The following is a 21,178-nucleotide window of genomic DNA, read 5'->3' on the forward strand; positions in this document are numbered from 1 at the left end:
GACGGGGTGTTCAGCGTGATCGAGGTTCATCCTCGCGTGACGACATCGATCGGGGTGGCGCGCGCGGGTGATAGGCCGGCGATTGCTCAGCTGTACCATTGGTGCGTGCAACCCCTTGTTGTTAGACAGGGGATACACATGCCTACATCGTTTCTGAAAACTACCGCCTCCACACTCGCATTCTGTACCGGCGTCTGCGCGCCTGCGATCGCGCAGGACAATCTTGCCGCAGCCGACCCGCGCGAACCCATCGTCGTCGTCACCGCCAACCGCACCGCGCAGCCGGTCGAGCGCGTCGGCCAGTCTATCAGCGTGGTCGATTCCGAAGAGATCGAACGGCGCCAGACCCAGTCGGTCGCCGACATCCTGCGCACCCTTCCCGGCGTCAGCATCATCCGCAACGGCGGCGTCGGCGCGACCACATCGGTGTTCATCCGGGGCGCCGAGAGCGACCAGACCGCCGCATTGATCGATGGCGTCAAGCTCAACGATCCCTCCACGCCCGGCGGCGGCTTCAACTTCGGCCATCTGCTCACCGGCAACATCGAGCGGATCGAGGTGCTGCGCGGCCCCTCCTCCGTGCTGTGGGGCAGCCAGGCGATCGGCGGGGTAATCAACATGATAACTCGCCAGCCGACCGAAGAGCTCGCGGTCAACCTGCGCGGCGAATATGGCTATCGCGACACCGGCCAATTGGTCGGCAACATCTCGGGCAAGGCAGGTCCCCTGTCGGCGAGCGCGGGCGCGGGCTATTTCCGCACCGACGGCATTTCGTCGTTCAGCGAGGCGCGCGGCGGGACCGAGCGGGACGGCTATGAGAATTACGGCGCCAACGGCAATTTCAACCTGGCGCTCAGCGATGCGATCTCGATCGATGCGCGCGGCTGGTATTCCGAAGGCCGGGTCAACATCGACGGCTTCCCCGCACCCGCCTTCGCCTTTGCCGATGTGAACGAGGAATCGCGCACCCGCGAGATCGTCGGTTATACCGGCATCAACGCTGCGCTGTTCGACGGACGGTTTCGCAACCGGCTGGGCTATGCCTATACCGACACCCGCCGCCGCTCGATCGCGCTCGATGGCCCTGCAACCGAGACCTTTGTCGGCCATGGCCGCAACGAGCGGATCGAATATCAGGGCATCTTCGACATCGCCGAAGGCTGGCAGCTGACCGGAGGGCTCGAGCGCGAAACCTCGCGCTTTTCCAGCAGCAGCTTCGGCGCAGCGCCCTCGCTGGGACGCGCGCGGATCGACAGCCTGTACGGCCAGATCGTCGCCACCCCCGCCAAGGGGCTGACGCTGACCGGCGGGGTGCGGCACGACGACCACAACCGCTTCGGCGGCGCGACCACCTTCGGCGCGAGCGGCGTATTTGCGCCGGGCGAGGGCAACACCGCGTTTCGCGCCAGCTATGCCGAGGGGTTCAAGGCGCCCTCGCTGTTCCAGCTGCAGAGCGATTTCGGCAACCAGCAGCTGCAGCCCGAGCGCTCCAAGGGCTGGGACGCCGGCATCACCCAGAGCCTGGTCGAAGGCCGGTTGCAGGCCAGCGCCACCTATTTCCGGCGCAATTCGAGCGACCTGATCATCTTCGTCTCATGCGTCGCGCCGCTCACCGGCATCTGCGCCAACCGGCCGTCGGGGACCTATGACAATGTCGCCCGCGCGCGCGCCGAAGGGGTCGAGATCGGCCTGACCATGCAGCCGGTCGATGCGCTACGGCTGCAGGCCAACTATACCTATACCGATGCCACCAACCGTTCGCCCGGCAACGCCAATTTCGGGCGTCAATTGGTCCGCCGTCCGCAGCACAGCATGACCGCGCTGATCGATTATCGCTGGGGCTTCGGGCTGGAGACCGGGGTGACGCTGACCCATGTCGGCGCGAATTTCGACAACGCCAACAACAGCCGCAAGGTCGAGGGCTATGTGCTCGCGGACCTGCGCGCCTCGTTCCCGCTGACCGAGCGGATCGACATCTATGGCCGCGTCGAGAACCTGTTCGACGAGCGCTACGAAACGGTGTTCCGCTATGGCTCGCCGGGCCGCGCGGGCTATGCCGGCGTGCGGTTGCGCTACTGATGAGGGACGCGCGCGCCCCCGACGATCTGGTCGCCGATTTCGCCCGGCATGGCGGTCGGATCGATCTGGCGCGCGCAGCCTTTCCGCAGGTTGCGGATTGGACCGACCTTTCGACCGGGATTGCGCCTTGGGCCTATCCGCTCGGCAATGCGCGGGATCAGGCCGAGCGACTGCCCGATCCTGCGCAATTGAAGGCGCTGGAGTTAGCCGCAGCCGCCTGCTTCGACGCGGACCCTTCGCGCGTCGTCGCGGTGCCGGGAAGCGATCTGGCGATGCGGCTGCTCGGCGTGCTGCTGGATGACAGGACATTGCCGCTGCAGCCTGCTATCGTGCGCCCAGGCTATTCGGGCCATGAATCGATGTGGGGCGCTCAAGCGGTAACACTCTGCAATTCCGACTCCGTGCTTGCTATGGCACAGACGCACGATGTGCTGGTGCTGGCCAGACCCAACAACCCAGACGCGGTGATCGCTGATCGCACGCAATTACAGGTTGCTGCCTCGCTGCTTGCGGCGCGCGGCGGGCATTTGATCGTCGATGAAGCTTTCGCCGATGCTGATGCGCATGACAGCCTGGCCCGCTGCGCCTGGCCGGGGCTGATCGTGCTGCGCTCGTTTGGCAAGTTCTTCGGCCTCGCTGGTTTGCGACTGGGCTTCGTTATCGCCCCGCCCAAAATTGGAGAGCGCCTGAGCGCGCTGATCGGCGACTGGCCGATCTCCGGCCCTGCGCTCGCCACCGGGCTTGCCGCCTATCGCGATACCGCTTGGCAGGACACGCAGCGCGCACGACTGGCGAACGCTTCACAGCGGCTGGCGGATGTGCTGACCGGCCAAGGCATCGAAATCGTTGGCCGTACCGCGTTTTTCGTGTTGATCAACACGCCGCAGCGTGATGGCCTGTTCATGCATCTGGCACAGGCGGGCGTGCTGACCCGGCCCTTTGCCCAGTCGCCCGACTGGCTGCGGATCGGTTTGCCGGGCAATGAGACTGACTGGACGAGACTGGGCGATGCGCTCGCCACATGGAGGAATGGATGACCGAGACGCCCGACGATTTCGCCCGCCACAACGCCCGCATGAAGAAGGTGCAGGCCGCACGCGAACGCATGCAAGCCAAGCGCACGCTCGAGCGCGGGCTGCTGATCGTCCACACCGGCAACGGCAAGGGCAAGTCCTCCTCCGCCTTCGGGATGGCGATCCGCTCGCTGGGCTGGGGGATGAAGGTCGGCATCGTGCAATATGTCAAAGGCGCGTGGGAGACCGGCGAGAAGAATTTCTTCCAGGCCAATGCCGATCTGCTGACCTTCGAGGTGATGGGCGAAGGCTTTACCTGGGACACGCAGGACCGCGCCCGCGACATCGAGGCGGCGCGCGCCGCCTGGGAGCGCTCGAAGGAACTGATCCTCGATCCCGAATATGATTTCATCATCCTCGACGAACTCAACATCGTGCTGAGGCAGGACACGCTGCCGATCGACGAGATCATAGCCTTCCTCAAGGAGCGCCCGCTGACCAAGCACGTCTGCATCACCGGACGCAGCGCCAAGCCCGAGCTGATCGAGATCGCCGATCTGGTCACCGAGTTCGAAGAGGTGAAGCACCCGTTCAAGGCCGGGTTCAAGGCGCAGAAGGGGGTCGAGTATTGATCCGCGCTCTCGCCTTGGTCCTGGGTCTTGCGGTCGCGGGTTGCGCGTCGCAGGCGGCTGACCGTGCGGCGCAGCCACCAGCGCAGGGGCGCGAGGCGCTGCCGCGCGTCGTCTCGATCAACCCGTGCGTCGATGCGGTGCTGATGCAGGTGGCAGATCCCGCGCAGATCGCGGCGATCAGCCATTATTCGCAGGACGAACGCGCCACGTCGATCCCGCTCGAACAGGCGCGGCGGTTCGCTGCGACGTCGGGCACCGCCGAGGAGGTGGTCGCATTGGCCCCCGACATCGTGATTGCCGGAAGCCATGTCGCGCCCTCGACCATTTCCGCGCTGCACCGGATGAACATTCCGCTGATCCAGATCGGCGTCCCCGAGAGCATCGACGAGAGCAGCGCGCAGGTCCGCACCATCGCCGCCGCCATCCGCCAGCCGGCGCGCGGGGAGGCGCTGGTCGCGCGGATCGATGATGCGGTGCGCGCGGCATCGGCAAGCAGCGCCGCCCCCTCCGGAGCCTTGATCTGGCAGGGCGGCGGTCTGGTGCCGGGCGATGGCACGCTCGCCAGCGAATTGCTGCGCGTCACCGGCTTTCGCAATCTGAGCGCGGATTATGGTCTCAAGCAATGGGACGTTCTGCCGCTCGAATACATGGTGGCAAAGCCGCCGCAGGTGCTGCTCTCGGTCGGCGCGCACGACCGCTCGGACAGGATGCTGGGCCATCCGGTGCTAGCCGGTCTGAAACAGCAGATCGCGGTGCGCCGATACCCTGAAAAGCTGCTGCATTGCGGCGGCCCGACGATCATCGATGCGGTGGGCCACCTCGCCCAAATCCGGCGGACGCTGTGACGCGGTCGCTGCGCATCAATCTGGCGCTGCTCGCAGGCATTGCCCTGGCCTTCGCGCTGTCGCTGATCGCGGGCAAGGTGTGGATCCCGCTCGACGCCTGGACTGCGGGCGATCCGCGCTGGCCGATCATCGCCGAGCTCCGCCTGCCCCGCACCCTGCTGGCGGCGCTGGTGGGTGCAGCACTCGGCCTGTCGGGCGCGGCGATGCAGGGTTATCTGCGCAATCCGCTGGCCGATCCCGGGCTGTTCGGTGTGTCGTCGGGTGCGGCACTGGGCGCGGTGATCTCGCTTTATTTCGGCTATTCCGCGTCCCCGCTGCTGCTGCCCGCCTTTTCGCTGACCGGCGCAGGCATCACCATGGCGATCCTTGCCTTGCTGGTCGGGCGCTCGGGCAGCGTCATCGTGTTCACGCTGGCAGGCGTGATCCTTTCGAGCGTGGCGGGATCGATGACCGCGCTGGCGATCAGCCTGGCCCCCACCCCGTTTGCGACCTCGCAGATCGTCACCTGGCTGATGGGCGCGCTGACCGATCGCAGCTGGGACGACGTCTGGCTCGCGCTGCCGCTGCTGGCGCTGGGGTGCGTGCTGCTTGCGTTCACCGGGCGTACGCTCGATGCGCTGACCTTGGGCGAATCCGCCGCGCGCTCGATGGGGGTCGATCCGCTGCGGCTGCAGCTGCTGATCGTAATCGGCGTCGCCTTGTGCGTCGGCGCGTCGGTGGCGACCGCAGGCATCATCGGTTTTGTCGGGCTGATCGTGCCGCATCTGGTGCGGCCGTTCGTCGGCAACCGGCCCTCGGCGGTGCTGCTGCCGTCGGCGCTGGCGGGCGCATTGCTGCTGTTGCTCGCCGACAGCCTGGTGCGCGCGGTGCCGACGGTGAGCGAATTGCGGCTGGGGATCGCGATGTCGATGCTCGGCGGGCCGTTCTTCCTTGTCCTGCTGCTGCGCATGCGCCGGAGGCTGGCATGAGCGTGCTGGCGGCTGAAAACCTGACATTGAAGCTCGGCGGACGCCGGGTGCTCGATGCGGTGAGCGCGCGCTTCACCCCCGGACGGGTGACCGCAGTTCTGGGGCCGAATGGCGCCGGCAAATCGACCCTGCTCTCGTGCCTTGCCGGACTGCACACACCCGAAACTGGCCAGGTGCTGGTCGGCGGCCATCCGCGCAGCACGCTCGGCATGCGCGATCTGGCGCGGCAGATCGGGCTGCTGCCGCAAGGCGGCGATGTGCATTGGGATGTCGATGTCGCGACCCTGGTGGCGCTGGGCCGCTACCCGCACCGCGCGCGCTGGGGCGAGACCGAGGCGGACCGCGCGGCGGTCGCGCTGGCCATGGCCGCGACCGATGTGACCCAGTTCGCTGCGCGCCCGGTGACCGCGCTGTCGGGCGGCGAACGCGCGCGCGTGCTGCTCGCGCGGGTGCTGGCGGGTGAGCCGCAATGGCTGCTGGCGGACGAACCGCTCGCCAATCTCGATCCCGCGCACCAGCTCGACACGCTCGAATGCCTGCGCGATGTCGCACGCGGCGGCGCAGGCGTGATCGTCGTGCTCCACGACCTCAACCATGCGATCCGGGTGGCCGACGAGGTGCTGCTTCTGTGCGATGGCCGCATCGTCGCTCAAGGCGCGCCCGACGACGTGCTGACGCCCGTGCGGATTGCCGAAACCTATGGCGTATCCTCGCATATCGGCACCACCCCCGACGGCGTGCGCTTCATCGTCACCACCCCGATGGCGCGGCCCTGATGCTGGCGCGGCCCGAACAGCTGCTGCTGGCGCTGATCGGCGAGGCCGCGATCGGCTATCCCGCCTGGCTGCTGGCGGTGATCGGCCATCCGGTGATCTGGATCGGCGCTGCCATCGCCGCGCTCGACCGCAGATGGAACACGGGCACCGCGCTGCGCCGCCGGGCGATGGGTGTGGCGCTGCTGGCGCTGGTTGCAGGCGGGGTCGGCGCGATTGGATGGCTGATCGAACGCTGGGCGGGCGACGGGCTTGCAATCGGTTTGGTGATCGTGCTTGCGACCACCGGCCTCGCCCAGCGCAGTCTCGACGATCACGTCCGCGCAGTCGCCCGTCCGCTGCTGCGCGTCGATGTGAGCGCGGCGCGCGCCGCTGTCGGACAGATCGTCGGCCGCGACACCCAGGCGCTCGATGAAAACGGCATTGCGGTCGCGGCCACCGAGAGCCTGGCAGAGAGCTTCTGCGATGGCGTCGTCGCGCCCGCCTTCTGGTTTATGATCGCGGGGTTGCCGGGGCTGCTGGTCTGCAAGGTGGTCAACACCGCAGATTCTATGATCGGCCACCGCGACGCGCGGCATCTGCATTTCGGCTGGGCGGCAGCGCGGACGGACGATCTGGTGAATTTCATCCCCGCGCGGATTTCGGGCGTGCTCGTGTGCCTCGCCGGGCTGGGAGGCTGGGCCACGATGGTGCGCGATGCGGGCCACCACGCCTCGCCCAATGGCGGCTGGCCCGAGGCAGCGATGGCGGGCGTTCTGCGGCGCAGGCTGGGCGGGCCTGTCAGCTATGACGGCGAGCCCGCGCACCGTGCCTGGCTGGGCGATGGCCCCGCGCCCGATGCCGGCGATCTGCAGCGCGCGCTATGGGTCTATCGCCGGGCATGCGTGCTCCTGTGGGCGATCGTGGGAGTGCTCGCATGGCTGCTGTGATGCTGCAGGGGACCGGATCGGATGTCGGCAAGTCGGTGCTGGTCGCAGGCCTGTGCAGGTTGCTCGCAAACCGTGGTCTCAAGGTGCTTCCGTTCAAGCCGCAGAACATGTCGAACAACGCCGCGGTAGCGCAAGGCGGCGAGATCGGCCGCGCGCAGGCGCTGCAGGCGCTGGCGTGCCGCGTGCAGCCGAGCATCGACATGAACCCGGTGCTGATCAAGCCGCAGTCCGATACCGGCGCGCAGGTGGTGGTGCACGGCAAGGTGGTCGGCATGCTGGGCGCAGCGGATTACCAGCACCGCAAGGGCGAACTGCTGCATGCCGTGCTGCAATCCTGGAATCGATTGAAGGCGGACGCCGATATCGTCATCGTCGAAGGCGCAGGCAGCCCTGCCGAGATCAACCTGCGCGCCGGCGACATCGCCAATATGGGCTTTGCCCGGGCGGCAGGCGTTCCAGTGGTGCTGGTCGGCGATATCGACCGTGGCGGCGTGATCGCCTCGATCGTCGGGACCAGGGCCGTGATCGACGCAGACGACGCCGCGATGATCCACGGCTTCCTGATCAACAAGTTTCGCGGCGATGTCCGGCTGTTCGACGATGGCTATACCGAGATCGAACGCCGCACCGGCTGGCCCGGGCTGGGCGTCATCCCCTGGCTCGCTGCAGCGCGGCAGCTGCCCGCCGAGGACGCGGTGGTGCTCGATTCCGCCGCCAGCAGTGAGGGCGCGATTACCATCGCGGTGCCGATGCTGTCACGGATCGCCAATTTCGACGATTTTGACCCGCTGGCGCACGAGCCCGGCGTGAAGCTGGTAATGGTCCCGCCGGGCCAGCCGCTCCCCGGCGATGCGGCTTTGGTCATCCTGCCCGGGACCAAGGCGACCATCGCCGATCTCGCCTTTCTGCGCGCGCAGGGCTGGGATATCGACATCGCAGCGCATGTGCGGCGCGGCGGCGGATTGCTCGGCATCTGCGGCGGCTATCAGATGCTCGGACAGAGCATCGAGGACCCCGATGGCGTAGAGGGTGTGCCCGGAAGCGTGGCGGGACTGGGCTATCTGCCGGTCGCCACCCGGCTCACCGGCGACAAGCGCGTGGTCGATGTCACGGGCACCAGCCTGCGCGACGGCGCGGCGTTCGCGGGTTATGAAATCCATGTCGGCCAGACCCGCGCGCTGGGCCCGGTGCAACCGCTGCTGCGGCTCGCCGATGGCGCGGTGGACGGCGTGATCAGCGCCGATGGCCGGATCGCGGGCTGCTATATCCACCGATTGTTCGATCACCCCGCGCAGCGTGGCGCGTGGCTGGCGCGGCTTGGCGCTGAGTCCGATGGCGTCGCGCAAGAGCACCGCGTCGATCAGGCGCTCGATGCGCTGGCGGCAGGGCTGGAACAGCATGTCGATATCGATCGGCTGCTGGCGATTGCGGGGCATCGGCCATGACTGAGCCGATGTTCGACGCCGCTTTCCGCGACCAGCTCGACAGCCTGCTCGCGTGGCGACGCGATGTGCGGCATTTCCAGACTCGCGCGCTTCCGCAAGGCCTGCTTGGCAGCCTGCTCGAGACCGCGTGCCACGGCCCGTCGGTCGGCAATGCCCAGCCCTGGCGCTTCGTCCGCATCGTCTCGCCCGAGCGCCGCGCCACGCTGGCGGACACAGTCGATGCGCAAAAACGCGCGGCGGGCGCGGGCTATTCCGCCGAGCGCAAGGCGCTGTACGACGGCCTGAAACTCCACGGCCTGCGCGAGGCGCCCGAGATCGTCGCGGTGTTCTGCGACGAGCAGGGCGAGGCCGGCCACGGGCTTGGCCGCGCGACGATGCCCGAAACCTTGTGCTGGTCGGTGGTGACCGCGGTGCACATCCTGTGGCTTGCGGCCCGCGCGCACGGCATTGGCCTGGGCTGGGTGTCGATCATCGACCCTGCAGGCATGAACGCGCTGCTCGGCGTGCCCGGAGATTGGCGCTTTATCGCGCTGCTGTGCCTGGGCTATCCCGAGCGCGCGAGCGAGACGCCCGAACTGGTCCGGCATGGCTGGCAGGACCGGCTGCCTTCTGAAATCACACGGCTGGAGCGCTGATGATCACCCGCGAAGACATTCAGGCAAAGCTCGATTCGCTCGCCAAGCCGGTGGGCAGCCTGGGGCGGCTCGAGGCGCTGGCGGTCGAGCTGGCGCTGGCGGGACAATCGCTCACCCCGCTCACCCGCCCGCGCCGCCTGGTGCTGTTCGCCGCCGACCATGGCGTGGTGGCGCAGGGCGTCACCCCCTGGCCCTCGGCGGTGACCACCGCGATGGTCGAGACGATCCTGAGCGGCAAGGCGAGCAGCACCGCGCTCGCCACCGCGCATGGCGTCGATGTGCGGGTGATCGATGCCGGGATGGCACAGCCACCGCGACAGCCATGGCCCGCGCACTTCAATCCACACACCGTTGCGCCGGGTACCGCCGATCTCAGCAGCGGCCCGGCGATGACTGAAGACCAGTTCGATGCCGCCTGGGCGCTGGGCGAGACAGAGGCGAAAAACGCGGTCGATGCGGGCCATCGCCTGCTGATCGCGGGTGAGATGGGGATCGGCAACACCACCGCTGCGGCCTGCATCACCCACGCGCTCGCCGGGATCGACGCCGATACTGCGACCGGCAGCGGCGCAGGCGCGGATGCAGCGATGCGCGGCATCAAGCGCGATATTGTCGCCGCTGCGGTTGCAAGGCTGGACGGTCGTACCGACAAGGCTGCGCTGGCGGCGATCGCGGGGTTCGAGATCGTCGCGATGGCGGGTTTCTATGCGCAGGCCGCGCGGCAGGGCGTGCCAGTGCTGCTCGACGGCTATGTCACCACCGCCGCCGCGCTGATCGCCGAGCGGCTTTGCCCGGGGACGCGTGCGGTGATGATCGCGGGCCATCTCTCAGCCGAGCCTGGCCACCGAGCGGCGCTCACGCAACTCGGCCTCACCCCGGTGCTCGAATGGCAGATGCGGCTGGGCGAAGGCAGCGGCGCGCTGGTCGCGCTACCCTTGCTCGACAGCGCGGCGGCGCTGCTGTGCGATGTCGCACGTCTCGCGGATATCGGGGCCTGACATGGACAGCAGATGCCCCGCCTGGGCGCCGCCCCTGCTCGCGATCCAGTTTCTCACCCGCATCCCCGTCCCCGGCACCGATCGGTTGAGCGCGCAGCAGGTCGCGACCGGGCTGGTGCAGGCGGTGGGCTGGTTTCCTTTGGTCGGCGCAGGCATCGGCGCTGTCACCGCAGGCGTCGCGCTGGCGGCGGACGCCTTCTGGCCGGCTTTGGTCGCGGTGCTGATCGCGCTCGCGCTCGAGGCGCGTTTGACCGGTGCGTTCCACGAGGACGCGGTCGCCGATTTCTGCGATGCGTTCGGTGGCGGCTATACCGCAGACGATGTCCGGCGGATCATGAAGGACAGCCGCATCGGCAGCTATGGCAGCCTGGGGCTGATCCTCGCGGTCGGCCTGCGCGCCGCGCTGACGCTGGCGGTGATCGAGGCCATGGCACCATGGGCGGCCTTCCTGACGATCGTTGCTGCGGCGACCTTCGGGCGGCTGCTGGTCGTCGTGCTGATGACCCTGGTCACGCCCGCTCCGCAGGGTACTGGGCTCGCCAAGGATGTCGCATCGGGCGTCGGGCCAGCGATTCTGCTGACGGCGTTGGCGACCGCGCTGCCCGGATTGCTGGGCTTTGCCGTGCTGAACCCTCTGCCCCTCCTGGCAGCATCGCTCGCTGCAGGCGCGTTCGCGCTCTGGTTCCGCGCGCTGCTGCTGCGCCGGATCGGCGGAAGCACCGGCGATTGCCTGGGCTTTGCGGCCTATGCCGGGCAACTGATCCTCCTGCTCGCGGCGACGACGGCGCTGTGATGCGCACCTTGCTACTGGTCCGTCACACCGAGGTTGCTCGCGCCTGGAAGGGCCGCTGCTACGGGCAAAGCGACATGGGGCTGAGCCGCGAGGGCGCCGCGCACGCCCGCGCGCTCGCCACCGAGCTGGCCGCATGGCACCCCGAAACCATATTGCATTCAGGCCTGCGCCGCGCGCGCATCCTGGCAGAGGCGATCGCAAATCTCGCAGGCGTCGGCGTTCACGCCATGCCCGATTGGCAGGAGCGCGATTTCGGCAGCTGGGAGGGACGCAGCTGGGATGCGATCTACCGCGAAACCGGCAATGCGATGGACGGGATGATCGACGATCCGCACCACTTCCGCCCCGGCGGCGGCGAGACCACGATGGAGCTGGCCCGCCGCTCGCTCGCCGCGTTCGACCGCCTGCCGCCCGGCCGCGTGCTGGTCGTTACCCATGGCGGCCCGATCGCGGCGATCCTGGGCATGCGCCAGGGTCTCGCCCCCCGCGGCTGGCCCGCGCTGGTCCCGCCGCCGGGGGGCTCTGTCGAGCTCGCCTGACCTCGCCTCGCGCAGTGTCACCCGCGCCCGGGCCAAAGCGTAACCGTTTGGTGCGCCGGGTCGAACATGGAGCGTACAACTCCCGAGGATGGACCCATCCATGAAGCTTCTCTGGATCACTGCCGCTGCGGTTCTCACCACGCTTGCCATCTCCGCCCTCCACGCACCATCTCAAGGGTCGGCGCTCGGCAATTCCGCGCCATCACCTGCAAGACTGGCGATTTCGCAATCGGGCCCCGTGGTCGCCGAGCTGTTCACCAGCCAGGGCTGCTCGTCCTGCCCGCCCGCCGATGCGGTCGCCGCAAGGCTGGCGCGCGATCCTGCCATCCTCGTCATCAGCCGCCCGGTGACCTATTGGGACCGGCTTTGCTGGAAGGACAGCCTGGGCCGCGAGGAGAACACCCGGCTGCAGCGCCAATATGGCGACCGTGCCTTTGCCGGGGCGAACATCTACACCCCGCAGCTGGTGATCGACGGCAGTGCGCAGGGCGTGGGATCGCAAGAGGCCAATGCGCGCAAGCAGATCGCGCGCGCGGGCGCCATCCGCAGGCGCAGCGGCGTCACCGTGCGCGTCGCCCGCACCGCCGATGGCGGGCGCAGCATCGTGCTGCAGGGCAGGCCGGGGACCGGCACCGAGGTGATGCTGATCTCCCTGTCCTCGCGAGAAACGGTGAACATCGGCCGCGGCGAGAATGGCGGCCGCTCGGTCAGCTACACCAATGTCGTGCTCGACGAGATCTCGCTGGGCAGCTGGAGCGACGGCGGCCGCGCGATCGTGCTACGCCCCGATCAGCTCGATACGCGCGGCGCCGACCGCCATGCGCTGGTCATCCGGCGCGGCGCGGGCGGCGCGATCATCGGCTCGGCGCTGATCTGAGCACGGGCCGGCAATAACCCTCTGGCGTAAATCGGCGATGCCGCTAGTTTCCCTGTCCGGGACACGGAAGGGATACACATTGATGACCGAACACGCTGCAGGGGTCGCGCCCGAGGTTACGGGATGGCGTGCATCGCTGCCGGTGGGCTTGCGGCCCTATACCGAGGCGGCTCCGCTCGCGGCGCTGTTCCTGGGCATGTCCTCGGGCTTTCCGTTCGCGATGATTGCCGCGACGCTGTCCACCCGGCTGGCGCAGTCGGGGATCGAAAAGTCCACCGTCACCGCCTTTGCGCTGACCTTCCTCGCCTATAACTTCAAATGGCTGTGGGCGCCGATCATCGATGTGGTAAAGCTGCCGCTGCTCGGCCGGATCGGCCAGCGCGTGTCGTGGCTGATCCTGTGCGCGGTGCTGGTGATGGTCAGCATCATCTATCTGGGCATTCTTGATCCCGAGGCCGATATCGGCAAGGTTGCGGTCGCTGCGATCCTCGTCGGCGTCGCCGGCGCGACCTTCGACATCGTCATCGACGCCTATCGCATCGAACTGCTCGAGCCGCACCAATTGGGCGTCGGATCGGGAATGAGCCAATATGGCTGGCGCATCGGGGCGGCCCTTGCCGGATCCTTGGCGCTGGTGATCGCAGCGCGCGCCGACTGGACCACGGCGTATATCGCGGTGTCGTTCTTCGGGCTGTTCGCGGTGATCACCGGGCTGGTGATGGGCGAACCCGCACGCCGGCATGAACCCAAGGCCTTGAAGGGCCCGGTCGCCGCCGCCATCGCCTATGTCAGCCCGCTTGCCGAGTTCTTCAAGCGATCGGGCGCGCTGATCGTGCTGCTGTTCGTGCTGGTCCACAAGATCGGCGACACGCTGGCCACCCTGACGCTGCGGCTGTTGTTCGAAGACCTGGGCTACACCAATGACGAGGTCGCGATCTATGATGTCGGCCTGGGCTTCTGGGCGCTGCTCGCGGGGATCTTCGTCGGCGGGTTCCTGTATGCCAAGCTGGGGATGAAGCGCTCGGTGCTGATCAGCCTGATCCTGATGGCCGTTTCCAACCTCGCTTTTGCCGGGCTCGCCAGCGCAGGCCACAACAACTGGGCGATGGCGGGCGCGGTCGGCTTCGAGAACTTTGCCAGCGGCATCGGCGGGGTGTGCGTGGTCGCGTATCTCTCGGCGCTGTGCAACCTCGAGTTCACCGCGACACAGTTCGCCTTGCTGTCCGCCGCGGCGAGCATCACCGGGCGGTTCCTGACCGGAACGCTGGCAGGCGGAATGATCGAGCAACTGGGCTTTGCCAATTTCTACCTCGTTACCACGCTGGCGGCGCTTCCGGGCGTGCTCCTGTTCTGGTGGATGATGGCGAGCGGGCTGGTCGATCGCTCGCTGGGCACCGCGGGCACCGAGGAGAGCGGGGAATAGCCCCGCAACCCACGCCGCGATCGGATCAGCGGAACGGCAGCCCCATCGACCAGCCGAACCGCATCGATTCGCGCCCCGGATAATCGGCAAGGCCGATCGTCATCGCCTCGTGCCCGCCGCTGGGCCGGGCGCGATAGGTGCGAAAGAGCCGGTCCCAGATCGACAGGCAGAAGCCGTAATTGCTGTCATGCTCGACCCGCCGGGTGCTGTGGTGCACTCGGTGCATGTCCGGCGTGACGATCACCAGCCGCAGCATGCTATCCAGCCACAAGGGCAGCGCCAGATTGGCGTGGTTGAACATCGGCAGCACCGCAAGCAGCAGCTCGAACACGATCAGCGCCCAGAGCGGCGCGCCCAGCGCCAGCGCCACGCCCAGCTTGAACAGCATCGACAGGCCGATCTCCAGCGGATGGAAGCGCAGCGCCGTCGACATGTCGAGATCGCGGTCGGCATGGTGCACGCGGTGCAGCCGCCACAGCAAAGGCAGCCGGTGCGTCGCCCAGTGCTGCGCCCAGACAGCAAGATCGAGCAGCAGGATTGCGATGAGCCCCTGCGCCCAGAAGGGCAGCCCGGTCTGCGGCAACAGCCCGAAATCAGGATGGAGCGCATAGCCGGTGACCGCGCCGAACACGCCGATGAACACCAAGGCCTGGACACCCCGCTCGATCGGCATGTTGACCAGCACAAAGCCCAGATGCGTGCGCCAGCGCTGCAAGAGCGGCATCCGGTGGCGGCGGCGCGGCCAGACCGCCTCTGCCAGCAGCAGCGCGAGCGCGGTGCCGATCAGCACCCCGCTGATCAGCCAGGGCTGGCCGCTGGCGATCATGAGGCTGTGGCGGTTTCCGCGACCAGCCCCTGTTCGGCCATGGTCGGATAGTCGGTATAGCCTTCTGCCCCCTGACCGTACCAGCGCTTGGGATTGTCCGGGGTGAGCGGCGCATCGACGGCCAGCCGGGCGGGCAGATCGGGGTTGGCGAGGAAGGTGCGGCCAAAGCTGATCGCGTCGGCGCGGCCCTCGGCCATCGCGGCAGAGGCGTTCTCCAGCATATAGTCGCTGTTGAGCACCAAGGGCCCCTTGAACACCTTGCGGATCTGCGGGCTGACCGGCGGAACGTCGCTGGCGCCGAAGGTGCCGGTGGCAGGCGGCTCGCGCAGTTCCAGAAACGCGATGCCGATGCTGTCTAGCAGGGCTGCGGCGGCGGTGAAGGTCGCCTCGGGGGTCGCATCGTTGACGCCCTGGGTTTCGCCGTTGGGCGACAGCCGCACCGAGACATGCTCGTGGCTCCAGACACCGACCAGCGCCTGCGTGATCTCGCCCAGCAGCCGGATTCGGTTTTCGATTGCGCCGCCATATGCGTCCTCGCGCAGGTTGGACGAGGAGCGGATGAACTGGTCGATCAGATAGCCGTTGGCGGCGTGGATCTGCACCCCGTCGAACCCGGCGCGGCGCGCGTTCTCGGTCGCGCGGGCATAGTCCGCGATCACGCGGGGGATTTCGTCCACCGGCAGCGCGCGCGCGGTGTCATAGGGCTTGGTGCCCTCATAGGTATGCGCGTGATAATCGAAGCGCGTCGCCGACGCCGAGATCGGCGGCTTTCCGCCGATGAAGTCCGAATGCACCAGCCGGCCCATATGCCACAGCTGGCAGATGATGCGTCCGCCCGCCTTGTGCACCTGATCGGTGATCGGCTTCCAGGCTTCGACCTGCTCATCGTTCCAGATGCCGGGCGCATAAGGCGTGCCCAGTCCTTCGGGGCTGATGCCGGTGGCTTCCGAGATGATCAGCCCGGCGCTGGCGCGCTGCGCGTAATAGTCCCCCATCAGCGCCACCGGAACATGCGCCCTGGTCGAGCGGCAGCGGGTGAGCGGCGCCATCAGGATACGGTTGGGGCAGGCAATCGCGCCCAGCTGGATGGGATCGAACAGATTTGGCATCGGGATCGTGTCTCCGTCTTTTTCGTCCCGATTTTGCCGAGACAGGATTTGAGGGATTGGCTAAGGCCCCGCGATGACAAAAGCAACCGAGCGCGGTGGCGGCCTTGCCCTGCTGGCGCTGATTCTGTCCAATGTGGCGCTCGCCTTCGGCCCGCTGTTCGTGCGGATGGCCGATACCGGGCCTGTGTCCGCCGGATTCTGGCGGCTCAGCCTGGCGCTGCCGGTGCTGGTGCTGATCGCGATGCAACGGCGCGAGCCGCTGTCGGGCTTTCGCCCGGGCATCTGGTGGATGCTGGCGCTGGGCGGCTTTGCCTTTGCGCTCGACCTTGCCAGCTGGAACTTCGGGATCGAACGCACCAAGCTCGCCAATGCGACCCTGTTCGGCAACATGGGCAGCATTCTGCTCGTGCTCTACGGCTTCGTCATCAGCCGTGCCTGGCCGCACAAGGCGGAGGCAGGAGCGGTGCTGCTGGCGATCATCGGCGCATCGCTGCTGATGGGAAGCTCCTACGAGCTCGATGTCCGCAATCTCGTCGGCGATCTGTTCTGCCTGGCAGCGGGCGTGCTGTATGTCGTCTATCTGCTGAGCATCCGTCATGTCCGCAACGATCTGGGCAGCTGGTCGGTGCTGGTCTGGTCGACCGTCTTCGGCATCGGCCCGTTGCTGGGGATCGCGCTGCTGCTGGGCGAGCCGGTCTGGCCGACCGACTGGACCCCGGTGCTGCTGCTCGCGGTCGTCTGCCAGCTCTTCGGCCAGGGGCTGATGGTCTATGCGGTCAACCATTTCTCGCCGGTGGTGCTGGGCATAGCCTTGCTCGGCCAGCCGGTGATCGCGTGCATCATCGGCTGGGTGGTGTTCGACGAGATCTTGTCGCTGGCGGACTGGATCGGCATGATCGCGATCGGCATCGCGCTGGTGCTGGTGCGCCTTCCCGAGGCACGCCGCGCCGCGCGACTTGCAGGTTCGGCTCCGGCTTCCTAATTGGAAGTGGACCCTAGGAGGCACTGCAAGCCGATGTACCGCCCGACAAAGCTCGATACCCTGCCCGCCGATGCCACGCTCGACGAGGTGCGGCTGTTCCTGCCGCCGTTCATCGCCGATGAAGCCGTATTCGATGGCTGGACGCCGGCTGCACGCGATGCCGCCGCAAGCGCCCAAGGCGTCGAACCGGGGCTTGCCCAGCTGGCCTTCGACCAGGGCGCGATGGACATGATCGAGGCGTGGATCAGCCACATCGACGCACAGATGATCGAGGCGTTTCCGCCCGAGCGGATTGCTGCGATGAAGATCCGCGAGCGAATCACAGCGCTCGTCGCGTTCCGGTTCGAGGCGGTGGCGCACCAGCGCGAGGCGCTGCGCCGCGCGACCGCGATCCTGGCGCTGCCTTCCAATCTGGGCCGCGCGGCGAAACTTTCGTGGCGCACCGCAGACCTGATGTGGCGGCTCGCCGGCGATACCGCCACCGACTACAATCACTATTCCAAGCGCATGATCCTCTCGGGCGTCTATGGATCGACGCTGATGGCGTTTCTCGATGACGAAAGCGCCGACTTCGCCGACACCCACGCCTTTCTGGGCCGCCGCATCGACAACGTCATGCAGTTCGAAAAGGCCAAGGCCAAGTGGACCAAGGGCGGCGAGAGCCTGAGCCTGACCCGCTTTCTGGGCCGTCTGCGCTACCCGGCGCGCTGACCGCGCCGCTACGCTGCCATATCCATTTGCAGGTTTGCGGCGGAACCGAAAACGGTGCATGAACCAGGCTGGTGAGAGCACGCGGGATCGGTGATGACAGCCTTCAATCTGTACAAGTTTCTGCACATTCTTGGCATCATCCTGCTGCTCGGCAACATCACCGTCACCGCCATCTGGAAGGTGTTTGCCGACCGGACACGCGACGGCAACATCGTCGCCTTCGGCCAGCGACTGGTCACCGGGACCGATTTCGGCGTGACCATTCCGGGGATCATCCTCACCATCGTCGGAGGCTATGGCGCGATGTTCGAGGCGCGCTACGGCTTTCCCGGCCCCGACTGGCTGCTCTGGAGCCAGCTGTGCTTCGTCGCCGCGGGCGTGCTGTGGCTGGGCATTCTGGTGCCGATCCAGATCAGGCAGGCCAGGCTCGCGCGAGGCTTCGCAGGCGCGGACACGATCAGCGAGGAGTATCGCGCGCTGGCGCGCCGCTGGCTGTTCTGGGGGCTGGTCGCGACGGTTCCGCTGGTCGCGGCGCTCTATTTCATGATCGCCAAGCCCTAGCCTGCCGAGCCTTAGCCGCGCGGCGCGATGGTCCGCCAGGCTTCCGCGATTTCGGCGAGCATCTGGCGGGCGGAAATCAGCATGTCGACCTTGTCGATGCTGATCGCGGCATTGATCCGGCGGCTGGCTTCGCGATAGATTCGCGCCAGCGCCAGCGCCAGTTCGCCGCCCTTTTCGAAATCGAGGCTTTCTTCCAGCGCGATGACGATCGCCGAGGCACGCGCGCGCGCCTGGATCATCGGAACGCTTTCGCCGCGCTGGGCATGGCGCACCGCAGCATCGAGCCGCAGCAGCAGTTCGTCGAACAGAATGACGACCAGATCATGCGGGCTGGCGCCCTCCACCCGGCTGGCGGTATCGACGGCCTTGTAGCTGCCCATGTTGCGGCGGGGGGAAATGAAGCTCATGATTGTCCCTTATCGTTTCTTGTTCTTAGTTGTTGTTGCTGTTCGACCAGACCGAAACCTGCTGCTCGATATAGCTCTGCGTTGAGCGCAGGATGGTGAGCTGGCGGTCCATGTCGCCGAAGGTCTTTTCCAGCTGCTCGCGATAGCGATCGCTGTCTTCCTGAACCTTTTCCAGCTGCTCGGTCAGATTGGCAGCAAGCTTCTTGAGCCGCTCCTGCGCGCCGGTGAGCGAGCTGCTGGGCGCCTTGAGGCTGGTCTTCACATCCTCGAACGCCTTGGCGAGACCGGGATTGGCCGCAGTGGGGGTCGCAGGCTCCAGCATCCTGGCGACGCCTTCGGGATCGGCGGCGAGCGCGCGATCGAAGCGGACGCTGTTCAGGGTAAGCGTTCCGTCACGGTTGGTGCTGACGCCGATATCGGCCAGCGACGTGTACGCGCCGGTGTCGGTCAGCGGCTTGGTCGTGAGCGATGCCATCGCGCGCATCATGTCGCGCGCCGCGCGCTCGCCGGCCAGCGGCCCGCCGCTCGCACCATCCAGCCCGGGCGCGGTCGCCTCGTTGAGCGCGCCGCGCAGGTTGTTATAGGCCTTCACGAACTCGGTCAGCACGTCCTTGATCGACGAGGTCGGCTGATCGCCGCTGATCACCACATTGGTGCCGGGAGCCGCCGCGAGCAGGTTGATCCGCACGCCGGGGACGGCGGTGTCGATCTGGTTGGAGCTGTTGACCACCTGGATGCCGTTGACGTTGACCAGGCTGTCGGCGGCGGTGGTGACCGAATTCATGCCCGCGCCGCCCGCCGGCGGATAGGCGAACGCATCGAGCGCCGCGCCGCCGCCCGATCCGGTGACGGTAAAACTGTTGGCCGATCCTTCGCGCCCGCGCAGCACCAGCCGCGATCCCGAATTGTCGGTGACGATGCTGGCGGTGACGCCGCCATCGGCAGCGTTGATCGCGTCGCGAAGGCCGCCCAGGCTGTTGTTGGTGGAATCGCTCGTGACGTCGAAGCTTCCGGTCGCGGTGGTGAAGGTCAGCGTCCCCTCACCCACCTGCGCATTGGCGGCATAGGACGATGCGGACACCACGCTCTGCGCCGAGGCGAGCTGACTCACCTGCACCGTGGCAGGCAGTCCCTCGGGCTTCTGGCCCGGAATGAAGCTGGCGGCAACGAGGTCGCCGCGGGTCGAGACCAGCGAGCCGGAGAATTTGCGGCCGTTGAGGATTTCGGTGAGCGCGGTGGAGAAGGTGTCGAGCGCCGAGGAGGCGGAGGCGAGCGCGGAAATCCGCGCCTGGTTCAGGTTCTGCCGCTCGCGCACCGCATCCTGTTTGGGCTGCAGCGATGCTGCCACCAGATCGTTGACCAGCGATGCGCTGTTCACGCCGGTAAAGCCAGTGATGAGATTCGAAATTCCGCTATTGGTGACCATGGCCGTGTCCTCTTGAAACTGTTAACGGCGCAGGCGAGCCGGGTTTAAGCGAATTTTCCGTCATTTCTGCGGCTTTCCGTCCATATCAAAAAGCATGTCGGCGGGCACCGCGAGGTCGGGTTGGCCAAAGCCGACATCCATCTTTTCGTTGATGCGGAAGACGAAGGCGAGCAGCGTCGCGACCGCCATGTACAGCCGCTCGTCGATGATCGCGCCCGGCTTGGAGGTGAAGTAGATCGCACGGGTGAGTTCGGGATAGCGCAGGATCGTGACGCCCTTTTCCATCGCAATCTCGCGCATCGCCTGGGCAATCGCCCCACGGCCACGCGCCAGCACCACGGGCGCCGCATCGCGCAGCCGGTCATAGCGCAGCGCGATGGCGAAATGGGTCGGGTTGACCAGGATCACGGTCGCTTCCTCGACCGCCTTGCGGGTCGATCCGTTGAGCATCTCGTACTGCCGCCGCCGCACCGCCTGTTTGAGCTCGGGCGAACCTTCGGTTTCCTTGTGCTCGTCCTTGATTTCCTGCTTGGTCATCTTGAGCTTCTGGTTGCGCTGGAACCATTGCGCGGGGACATCGATCATCGCGATCAACCCCAGACAGCCCGCCATCGCCATCATCGTCAGCGCGAACAGGTCGCCGAACGCCCCGATCCCGGCGCGGACATCGCCATGGCCGAGCTCGGCCATCTGCGGCAGCATCGACATGATCATCACCACGCCCACGGTGCCCATCAGCGCAACCTTGGCCATGGACTTGCCCAGCTCGATAAGCCCGTGCAGCCCGAACATCCGCTTGAAGCCCGCCATCGGGTTGAGCTTGCTGGCCTTTGGCGCCACCGCGCTCCAGCGGAAGCCCAGCGAGCCGAGCGACGCCGGTGTCGCCACCGCCGCCAGCATCAGGAACACGAACAGCCCGCCAAAGGGCAGCGCCAGCGGCGCCAGCAGCGTGAAGGTGCGCTGGCCGACGTTGAAATCGGTTGCATCGTGCAGATCGAACACCAGCCCGGTGCGCAGCATCGATGCGATCGCCGAGACCATGACATCGCCGAACAGCACGAAGGCGAAGGTGCCGCCGATCATGATCATCGCGGTGCCCAGTTCCTTGGACTGGAGCACGTCGCCCTTTTCCGCCGAATCGCGCAGCCGCTTTTCGGTTGGTGCTTCGGTTTTTTCACCGCCGCCGGGGGGCTGTTCTGCCATCGCG

22 protein-coding genes are annotated in these 21,178 nt (G+C 67.1%); 17 read left to right on the forward strand and 5 right to left on the reverse strand.

Annotated features, from left to right (window positions below; genetic code table 11):
* Positions 1 to 138 precede the first annotated feature (138 nt).
* The 14 genes from BSY18_RS13595 (at position 139) to BSY18_RS13660 (ending at position 13,949) form a co-directional block, all read left to right on the forward strand.
* Positions 139 to 2,079, forward strand: coding sequence for a TonB-dependent receptor plug domain-containing protein (locus tag BSY18_RS13595; RefSeq protein WP_069050884.1), 1,941 nt, complete (start codon positions 139 to 141; stop codon positions 2,077 to 2,079).
* Positions 2,079 to 3,116, forward strand: a complete 1,038-nt coding sequence (locus BSY18_RS13600) for a threonine-phosphate decarboxylase (RefSeq protein WP_069050885.1) — start codon at positions 2,079 to 2,081, stop codon at positions 3,114 to 3,116. The genes BSY18_RS13595 and BSY18_RS13600 overlap by 1 nt, the downstream gene beginning before the upstream one ends.
* Positions 3,113 to 3,724 carry a cob(I)yrinic acid a,c-diamide adenosyltransferase gene (gene cobO / locus BSY18_RS13605; RefSeq protein WP_069051915.1) on the forward strand — a complete coding sequence of 204 codons (612 nt, stop codon included), beginning with the start codon at positions 3,113 to 3,115 and terminating at the stop codon, positions 3,722 to 3,724. Before BSY18_RS13600 ends, cobO begins: the two co-directional genes overlap by 4 nt.
* Entirely contained in the window at positions 3,721 to 4,569 is an 849-nt protein-coding gene (locus BSY18_RS13610; protein WP_069050886.1) for an ABC transporter substrate-binding protein, read from the forward strand. The genes cobO and BSY18_RS13610 overlap by 4 nt, the downstream gene beginning before the upstream one ends.
* Complete coding sequence (locus BSY18_RS13615; RefSeq protein WP_069050887.1) at positions 4,566 to 5,537, forward strand: FecCD family ABC transporter permease; 972 nt, start codon at positions 4,566 to 4,568, stop codon at positions 5,535 to 5,537. The genes BSY18_RS13610 and BSY18_RS13615 overlap by 4 nt, the downstream gene beginning before the upstream one ends.
* Positions 5,534 to 6,313 carry an ABC transporter ATP-binding protein gene (locus tag BSY18_RS13620; RefSeq protein ID WP_069050888.1) on the forward strand — a complete coding sequence of 260 codons (780 nt, stop codon included), beginning with the start codon at positions 5,534 to 5,536 and terminating at the stop codon, positions 6,311 to 6,313. The genes BSY18_RS13615 and BSY18_RS13620 overlap by 4 nt, the downstream gene beginning before the upstream one ends.
* Positions 6,313 to 7,239, forward strand: coding sequence for an adenosylcobinamide-phosphate synthase CbiB (gene cbiB, locus BSY18_RS13625; RefSeq protein ID WP_069050889.1), 927 nt, complete (start codon positions 6,313 to 6,315; stop codon positions 7,237 to 7,239). Before BSY18_RS13620 ends, cbiB begins: the two co-directional genes overlap by 1 nt.
* Complete coding sequence (locus BSY18_RS13630) at positions 7,227 to 8,684, forward strand: cobyric acid synthase (protein WP_069050890.1); 1,458 nt, start codon at positions 7,227 to 7,229, stop codon at positions 8,682 to 8,684. Before cbiB ends, BSY18_RS13630 begins: the two co-directional genes overlap by 13 nt.
* Positions 8,681 to 9,319 carry a 5,6-dimethylbenzimidazole synthase gene (gene bluB, locus BSY18_RS13635; protein ID WP_069050891.1) on the forward strand — a complete coding sequence of 213 codons (639 nt, stop codon included), beginning with the start codon at positions 8,681 to 8,683 and terminating at the stop codon, positions 9,317 to 9,319. Before BSY18_RS13630 ends, bluB begins: the two co-directional genes overlap by 4 nt.
* Positions 9,319 to 10,317, forward strand: coding sequence for a nicotinate-nucleotide--dimethylbenzimidazole phosphoribosyltransferase (gene cobT / locus BSY18_RS13640; RefSeq protein WP_069050892.1), 999 nt, complete (start codon positions 9,319 to 9,321; stop codon positions 10,315 to 10,317). The genes bluB and cobT overlap by 1 nt, the downstream gene beginning before the upstream one ends.
* 1 nt (position 10,318) lies before the next feature.
* Entirely contained in the window at positions 10,319 to 11,110 is a 792-nt protein-coding gene (locus tag BSY18_RS13645; RefSeq protein ID WP_069050893.1) for an adenosylcobinamide-GDP ribazoletransferase, read from the forward strand.
* Positions 11,110 to 11,649 (forward strand): histidine phosphatase family protein, encoded by a 540-nt coding sequence (locus BSY18_RS13650; protein WP_236823369.1) that lies wholly within the window; start codon positions 11,110 to 11,112, stop codon positions 11,647 to 11,649. The genes BSY18_RS13645 and BSY18_RS13650 overlap by 1 nt, the downstream gene beginning before the upstream one ends.
* Positions 11,650 to 11,749: 100 nt before the next feature.
* Complete coding sequence (locus tag BSY18_RS13655; RefSeq protein ID WP_069050895.1) at positions 11,750 to 12,526, forward strand: DUF1223 domain-containing protein; 777 nt, start codon at positions 11,750 to 11,752, stop codon at positions 12,524 to 12,526.
* Between the two features lie 82 nt (positions 12,527 to 12,608).
* A complete protein-coding gene (locus BSY18_RS13660; protein ID WP_083231460.1) occupies positions 12,609 to 13,949 on the forward strand; it encodes an AmpG family muropeptide MFS transporter in 1,341 nt (446 codons plus the stop codon).
* Between the two features lie 25 nt (positions 13,950 to 13,974).
* On the opposite strand, the gene BSY18_RS13665 is transcribed toward BSY18_RS13660, so the two are convergent.
* Entirely contained in the window at positions 13,975 to 14,775 is an 801-nt protein-coding gene (locus tag BSY18_RS13665; RefSeq protein ID WP_069050896.1) for a sterol desaturase family protein, read from the reverse strand.
* On the reverse strand, positions 14,772 to 15,884 hold the full coding sequence (locus tag BSY18_RS13670) for an alkene reductase (protein WP_069050897.1): 1,113 nt from the start codon (positions 15,882 to 15,884) through the stop codon (positions 14,772 to 14,774). The genes BSY18_RS13665 and BSY18_RS13670 overlap by 4 nt, the downstream gene beginning before the upstream one ends.
* A gap of 73 nt (positions 15,885 to 15,957) precedes the next feature.
* Between BSY18_RS13670 and BSY18_RS13675 the strand changes: the two genes are divergently transcribed.
* The 3 genes from BSY18_RS13675 (at position 15,958) to BSY18_RS13685 (ending at position 18,138) form a co-directional block, all read left to right on the forward strand.
* Complete coding sequence (locus BSY18_RS13675; protein ID WP_054135639.1) at positions 15,958 to 16,866, forward strand: DMT family transporter; 909 nt, start codon at positions 15,958 to 15,960, stop codon at positions 16,864 to 16,866.
* Between the two features lie 33 nt (positions 16,867 to 16,899).
* A complete protein-coding gene (locus BSY18_RS13680) occupies positions 16,900 to 17,577 on the forward strand; it encodes a COQ9 family protein (RefSeq protein ID WP_069050898.1) in 678 nt (225 codons plus the stop codon).
* A gap of 93 nt (positions 17,578 to 17,670) precedes the next feature.
* The gene (locus BSY18_RS13685; protein ID WP_054135641.1) at positions 17,671 to 18,138 is read left to right on the forward strand and encodes a DUF2269 family protein; all 468 of its coding nucleotides are present in this window, start codon (positions 17,671 to 17,673) and stop codon (positions 18,136 to 18,138) included.
* Between the two features lie 11 nt (positions 18,139 to 18,149).
* Here the strand turns inward: BSY18_RS13685 and BSY18_RS13690 are convergent, their stop codons facing one another.
* The 3 genes from BSY18_RS13690 to BSY18_RS13700 are packed head-to-tail and all read right to left on the reverse strand — an operon-like array spanning position 18,150 to position 21,174.
* Positions 18,150 to 18,545: a flagellar export chaperone FliS gene (locus BSY18_RS13690; protein ID WP_054135642.1), complete on the reverse strand. Its 396-nt coding sequence runs from the start codon at positions 18,543 to 18,545 to the stop codon at positions 18,150 to 18,152.
* Positions 18,546 to 18,570: 25 nt separating this feature from the next.
* Positions 18,571 to 19,971: a flagellar filament capping protein FliD gene (gene fliD, locus BSY18_RS13695; RefSeq protein ID WP_069050899.1), complete on the reverse strand. Its 1,401-nt coding sequence runs from the start codon at positions 19,969 to 19,971 to the stop codon at positions 18,571 to 18,573.
* A gap of 60 nt (positions 19,972 to 20,031) precedes the next feature.
* Entirely contained in the window at positions 20,032 to 21,174 is a 1,143-nt protein-coding gene (locus tag BSY18_RS13700) for an EscU/YscU/HrcU family type III secretion system export apparatus switch protein (protein WP_054135644.1), read from the reverse strand.
* Between the last annotated feature and the right edge of the window lie 4 nt (positions 21,175 to 21,178).

This window comes from Blastomonas sp. RAC04, from assembly GCF_001713435.1.
Taxonomy (GTDB): Bacteria; Pseudomonadota; Alphaproteobacteria; order Sphingomonadales; family Sphingomonadaceae; genus Blastomonas; species Blastomonas fulva.

Coding starts and splice junctions, on each gene's coding strand:
- BSY18_RS13645 (WP_069050893.1), top strand. CDS start 10,319: ATGGACAGCAGATGCCCCGCCTGGGCGCCGCCCCTGCTCGCGATCCAG.
- BSY18_RS13600 (WP_069050885.1), top strand. CDS start 2,079: ATGAGGGACGCGCGCGCCCCCGACGATCTGGTCGCCGATTTCGCCCGG.
- BSY18_RS13690 (WP_054135642.1), bottom strand. CDS start 18,545: ATGAGCTTCATTTCCCCCCGCCGCAACATGGGCAGCTACAAGGCCGTC.
- BSY18_RS13680 (WP_069050898.1), top strand. CDS start 16,900: ATGTACCGCCCGACAAAGCTCGATACCCTGCCCGCCGATGCCACGCTC.
- BSY18_RS13620 (WP_069050888.1), top strand. CDS start 5,534: ATGAGCGTGCTGGCGGCTGAAAACCTGACATTGAAGCTCGGCGGACGC.
- BSY18_RS13650 (WP_236823369.1), top strand. CDS start 11,110: ATGCGCACCTTGCTACTGGTCCGTCACACCGAGGTTGCTCGCGCCTGG.
- BSY18_RS13685 (WP_054135641.1), top strand. CDS start 17,671: ATGACAGCCTTCAATCTGTACAAGTTTCTGCACATTCTTGGCATCATC.
- BSY18_RS13630 (WP_069050890.1), top strand. CDS start 7,227: ATGGCTGCTGTGATGCTGCAGGGGACCGGATCGGATGTCGGCAAGTCG.
- BSY18_RS13700 (WP_054135644.1), bottom strand. CDS start 21,174: ATGGCAGAACAGCCCCCCGGCGGCGGTGAAAAAACCGAAGCACCAACC.
- fliD (WP_069050899.1), bottom strand. CDS start 19,971: ATGGTCACCAATAGCGGAATTTCGAATCTCATCACTGGCTTTACCGGC.
- BSY18_RS13655 (WP_069050895.1), top strand. CDS start 11,750: ATGAAGCTTCTCTGGATCACTGCCGCTGCGGTTCTCACCACGCTTGCC.
- cobT (WP_069050892.1), top strand. CDS start 9,319: ATGATCACCCGCGAAGACATTCAGGCAAAGCTCGATTCGCTCGCCAAG.
- BSY18_RS13660 (WP_083231460.1), top strand. CDS start 12,609: ATGACCGAACACGCTGCAGGGGTCGCGCCCGAGGTTACGGGATGGCGT.
- BSY18_RS13675 (WP_054135639.1), top strand. CDS start 15,958: ATGACAAAAGCAACCGAGCGCGGTGGCGGCCTTGCCCTGCTGGCGCTG.
- bluB (WP_069050891.1), top strand. CDS start 8,681: ATGACTGAGCCGATGTTCGACGCCGCTTTCCGCGACCAGCTCGACAGC.
- BSY18_RS13595 (WP_069050884.1), top strand. CDS start 139: ATGCCTACATCGTTTCTGAAAACTACCGCCTCCACACTCGCATTCTGT.
- cobO (WP_069051915.1), top strand. CDS start 3,113: ATGACCGAGACGCCCGACGATTTCGCCCGCCACAACGCCCGCATGAAG.
- cbiB (WP_069050889.1), top strand. CDS start 6,313: ATGCTGGCGCGGCCCGAACAGCTGCTGCTGGCGCTGATCGGCGAGGCC.
- BSY18_RS13665 (WP_069050896.1), bottom strand. CDS start 14,775: ATGATCGCCAGCGGCCAGCCCTGGCTGATCAGCGGGGTGCTGATCGGC.
- BSY18_RS13670 (WP_069050897.1), bottom strand. CDS start 15,884: ATGCCAAATCTGTTCGATCCCATCCAGCTGGGCGCGATTGCCTGCCCC.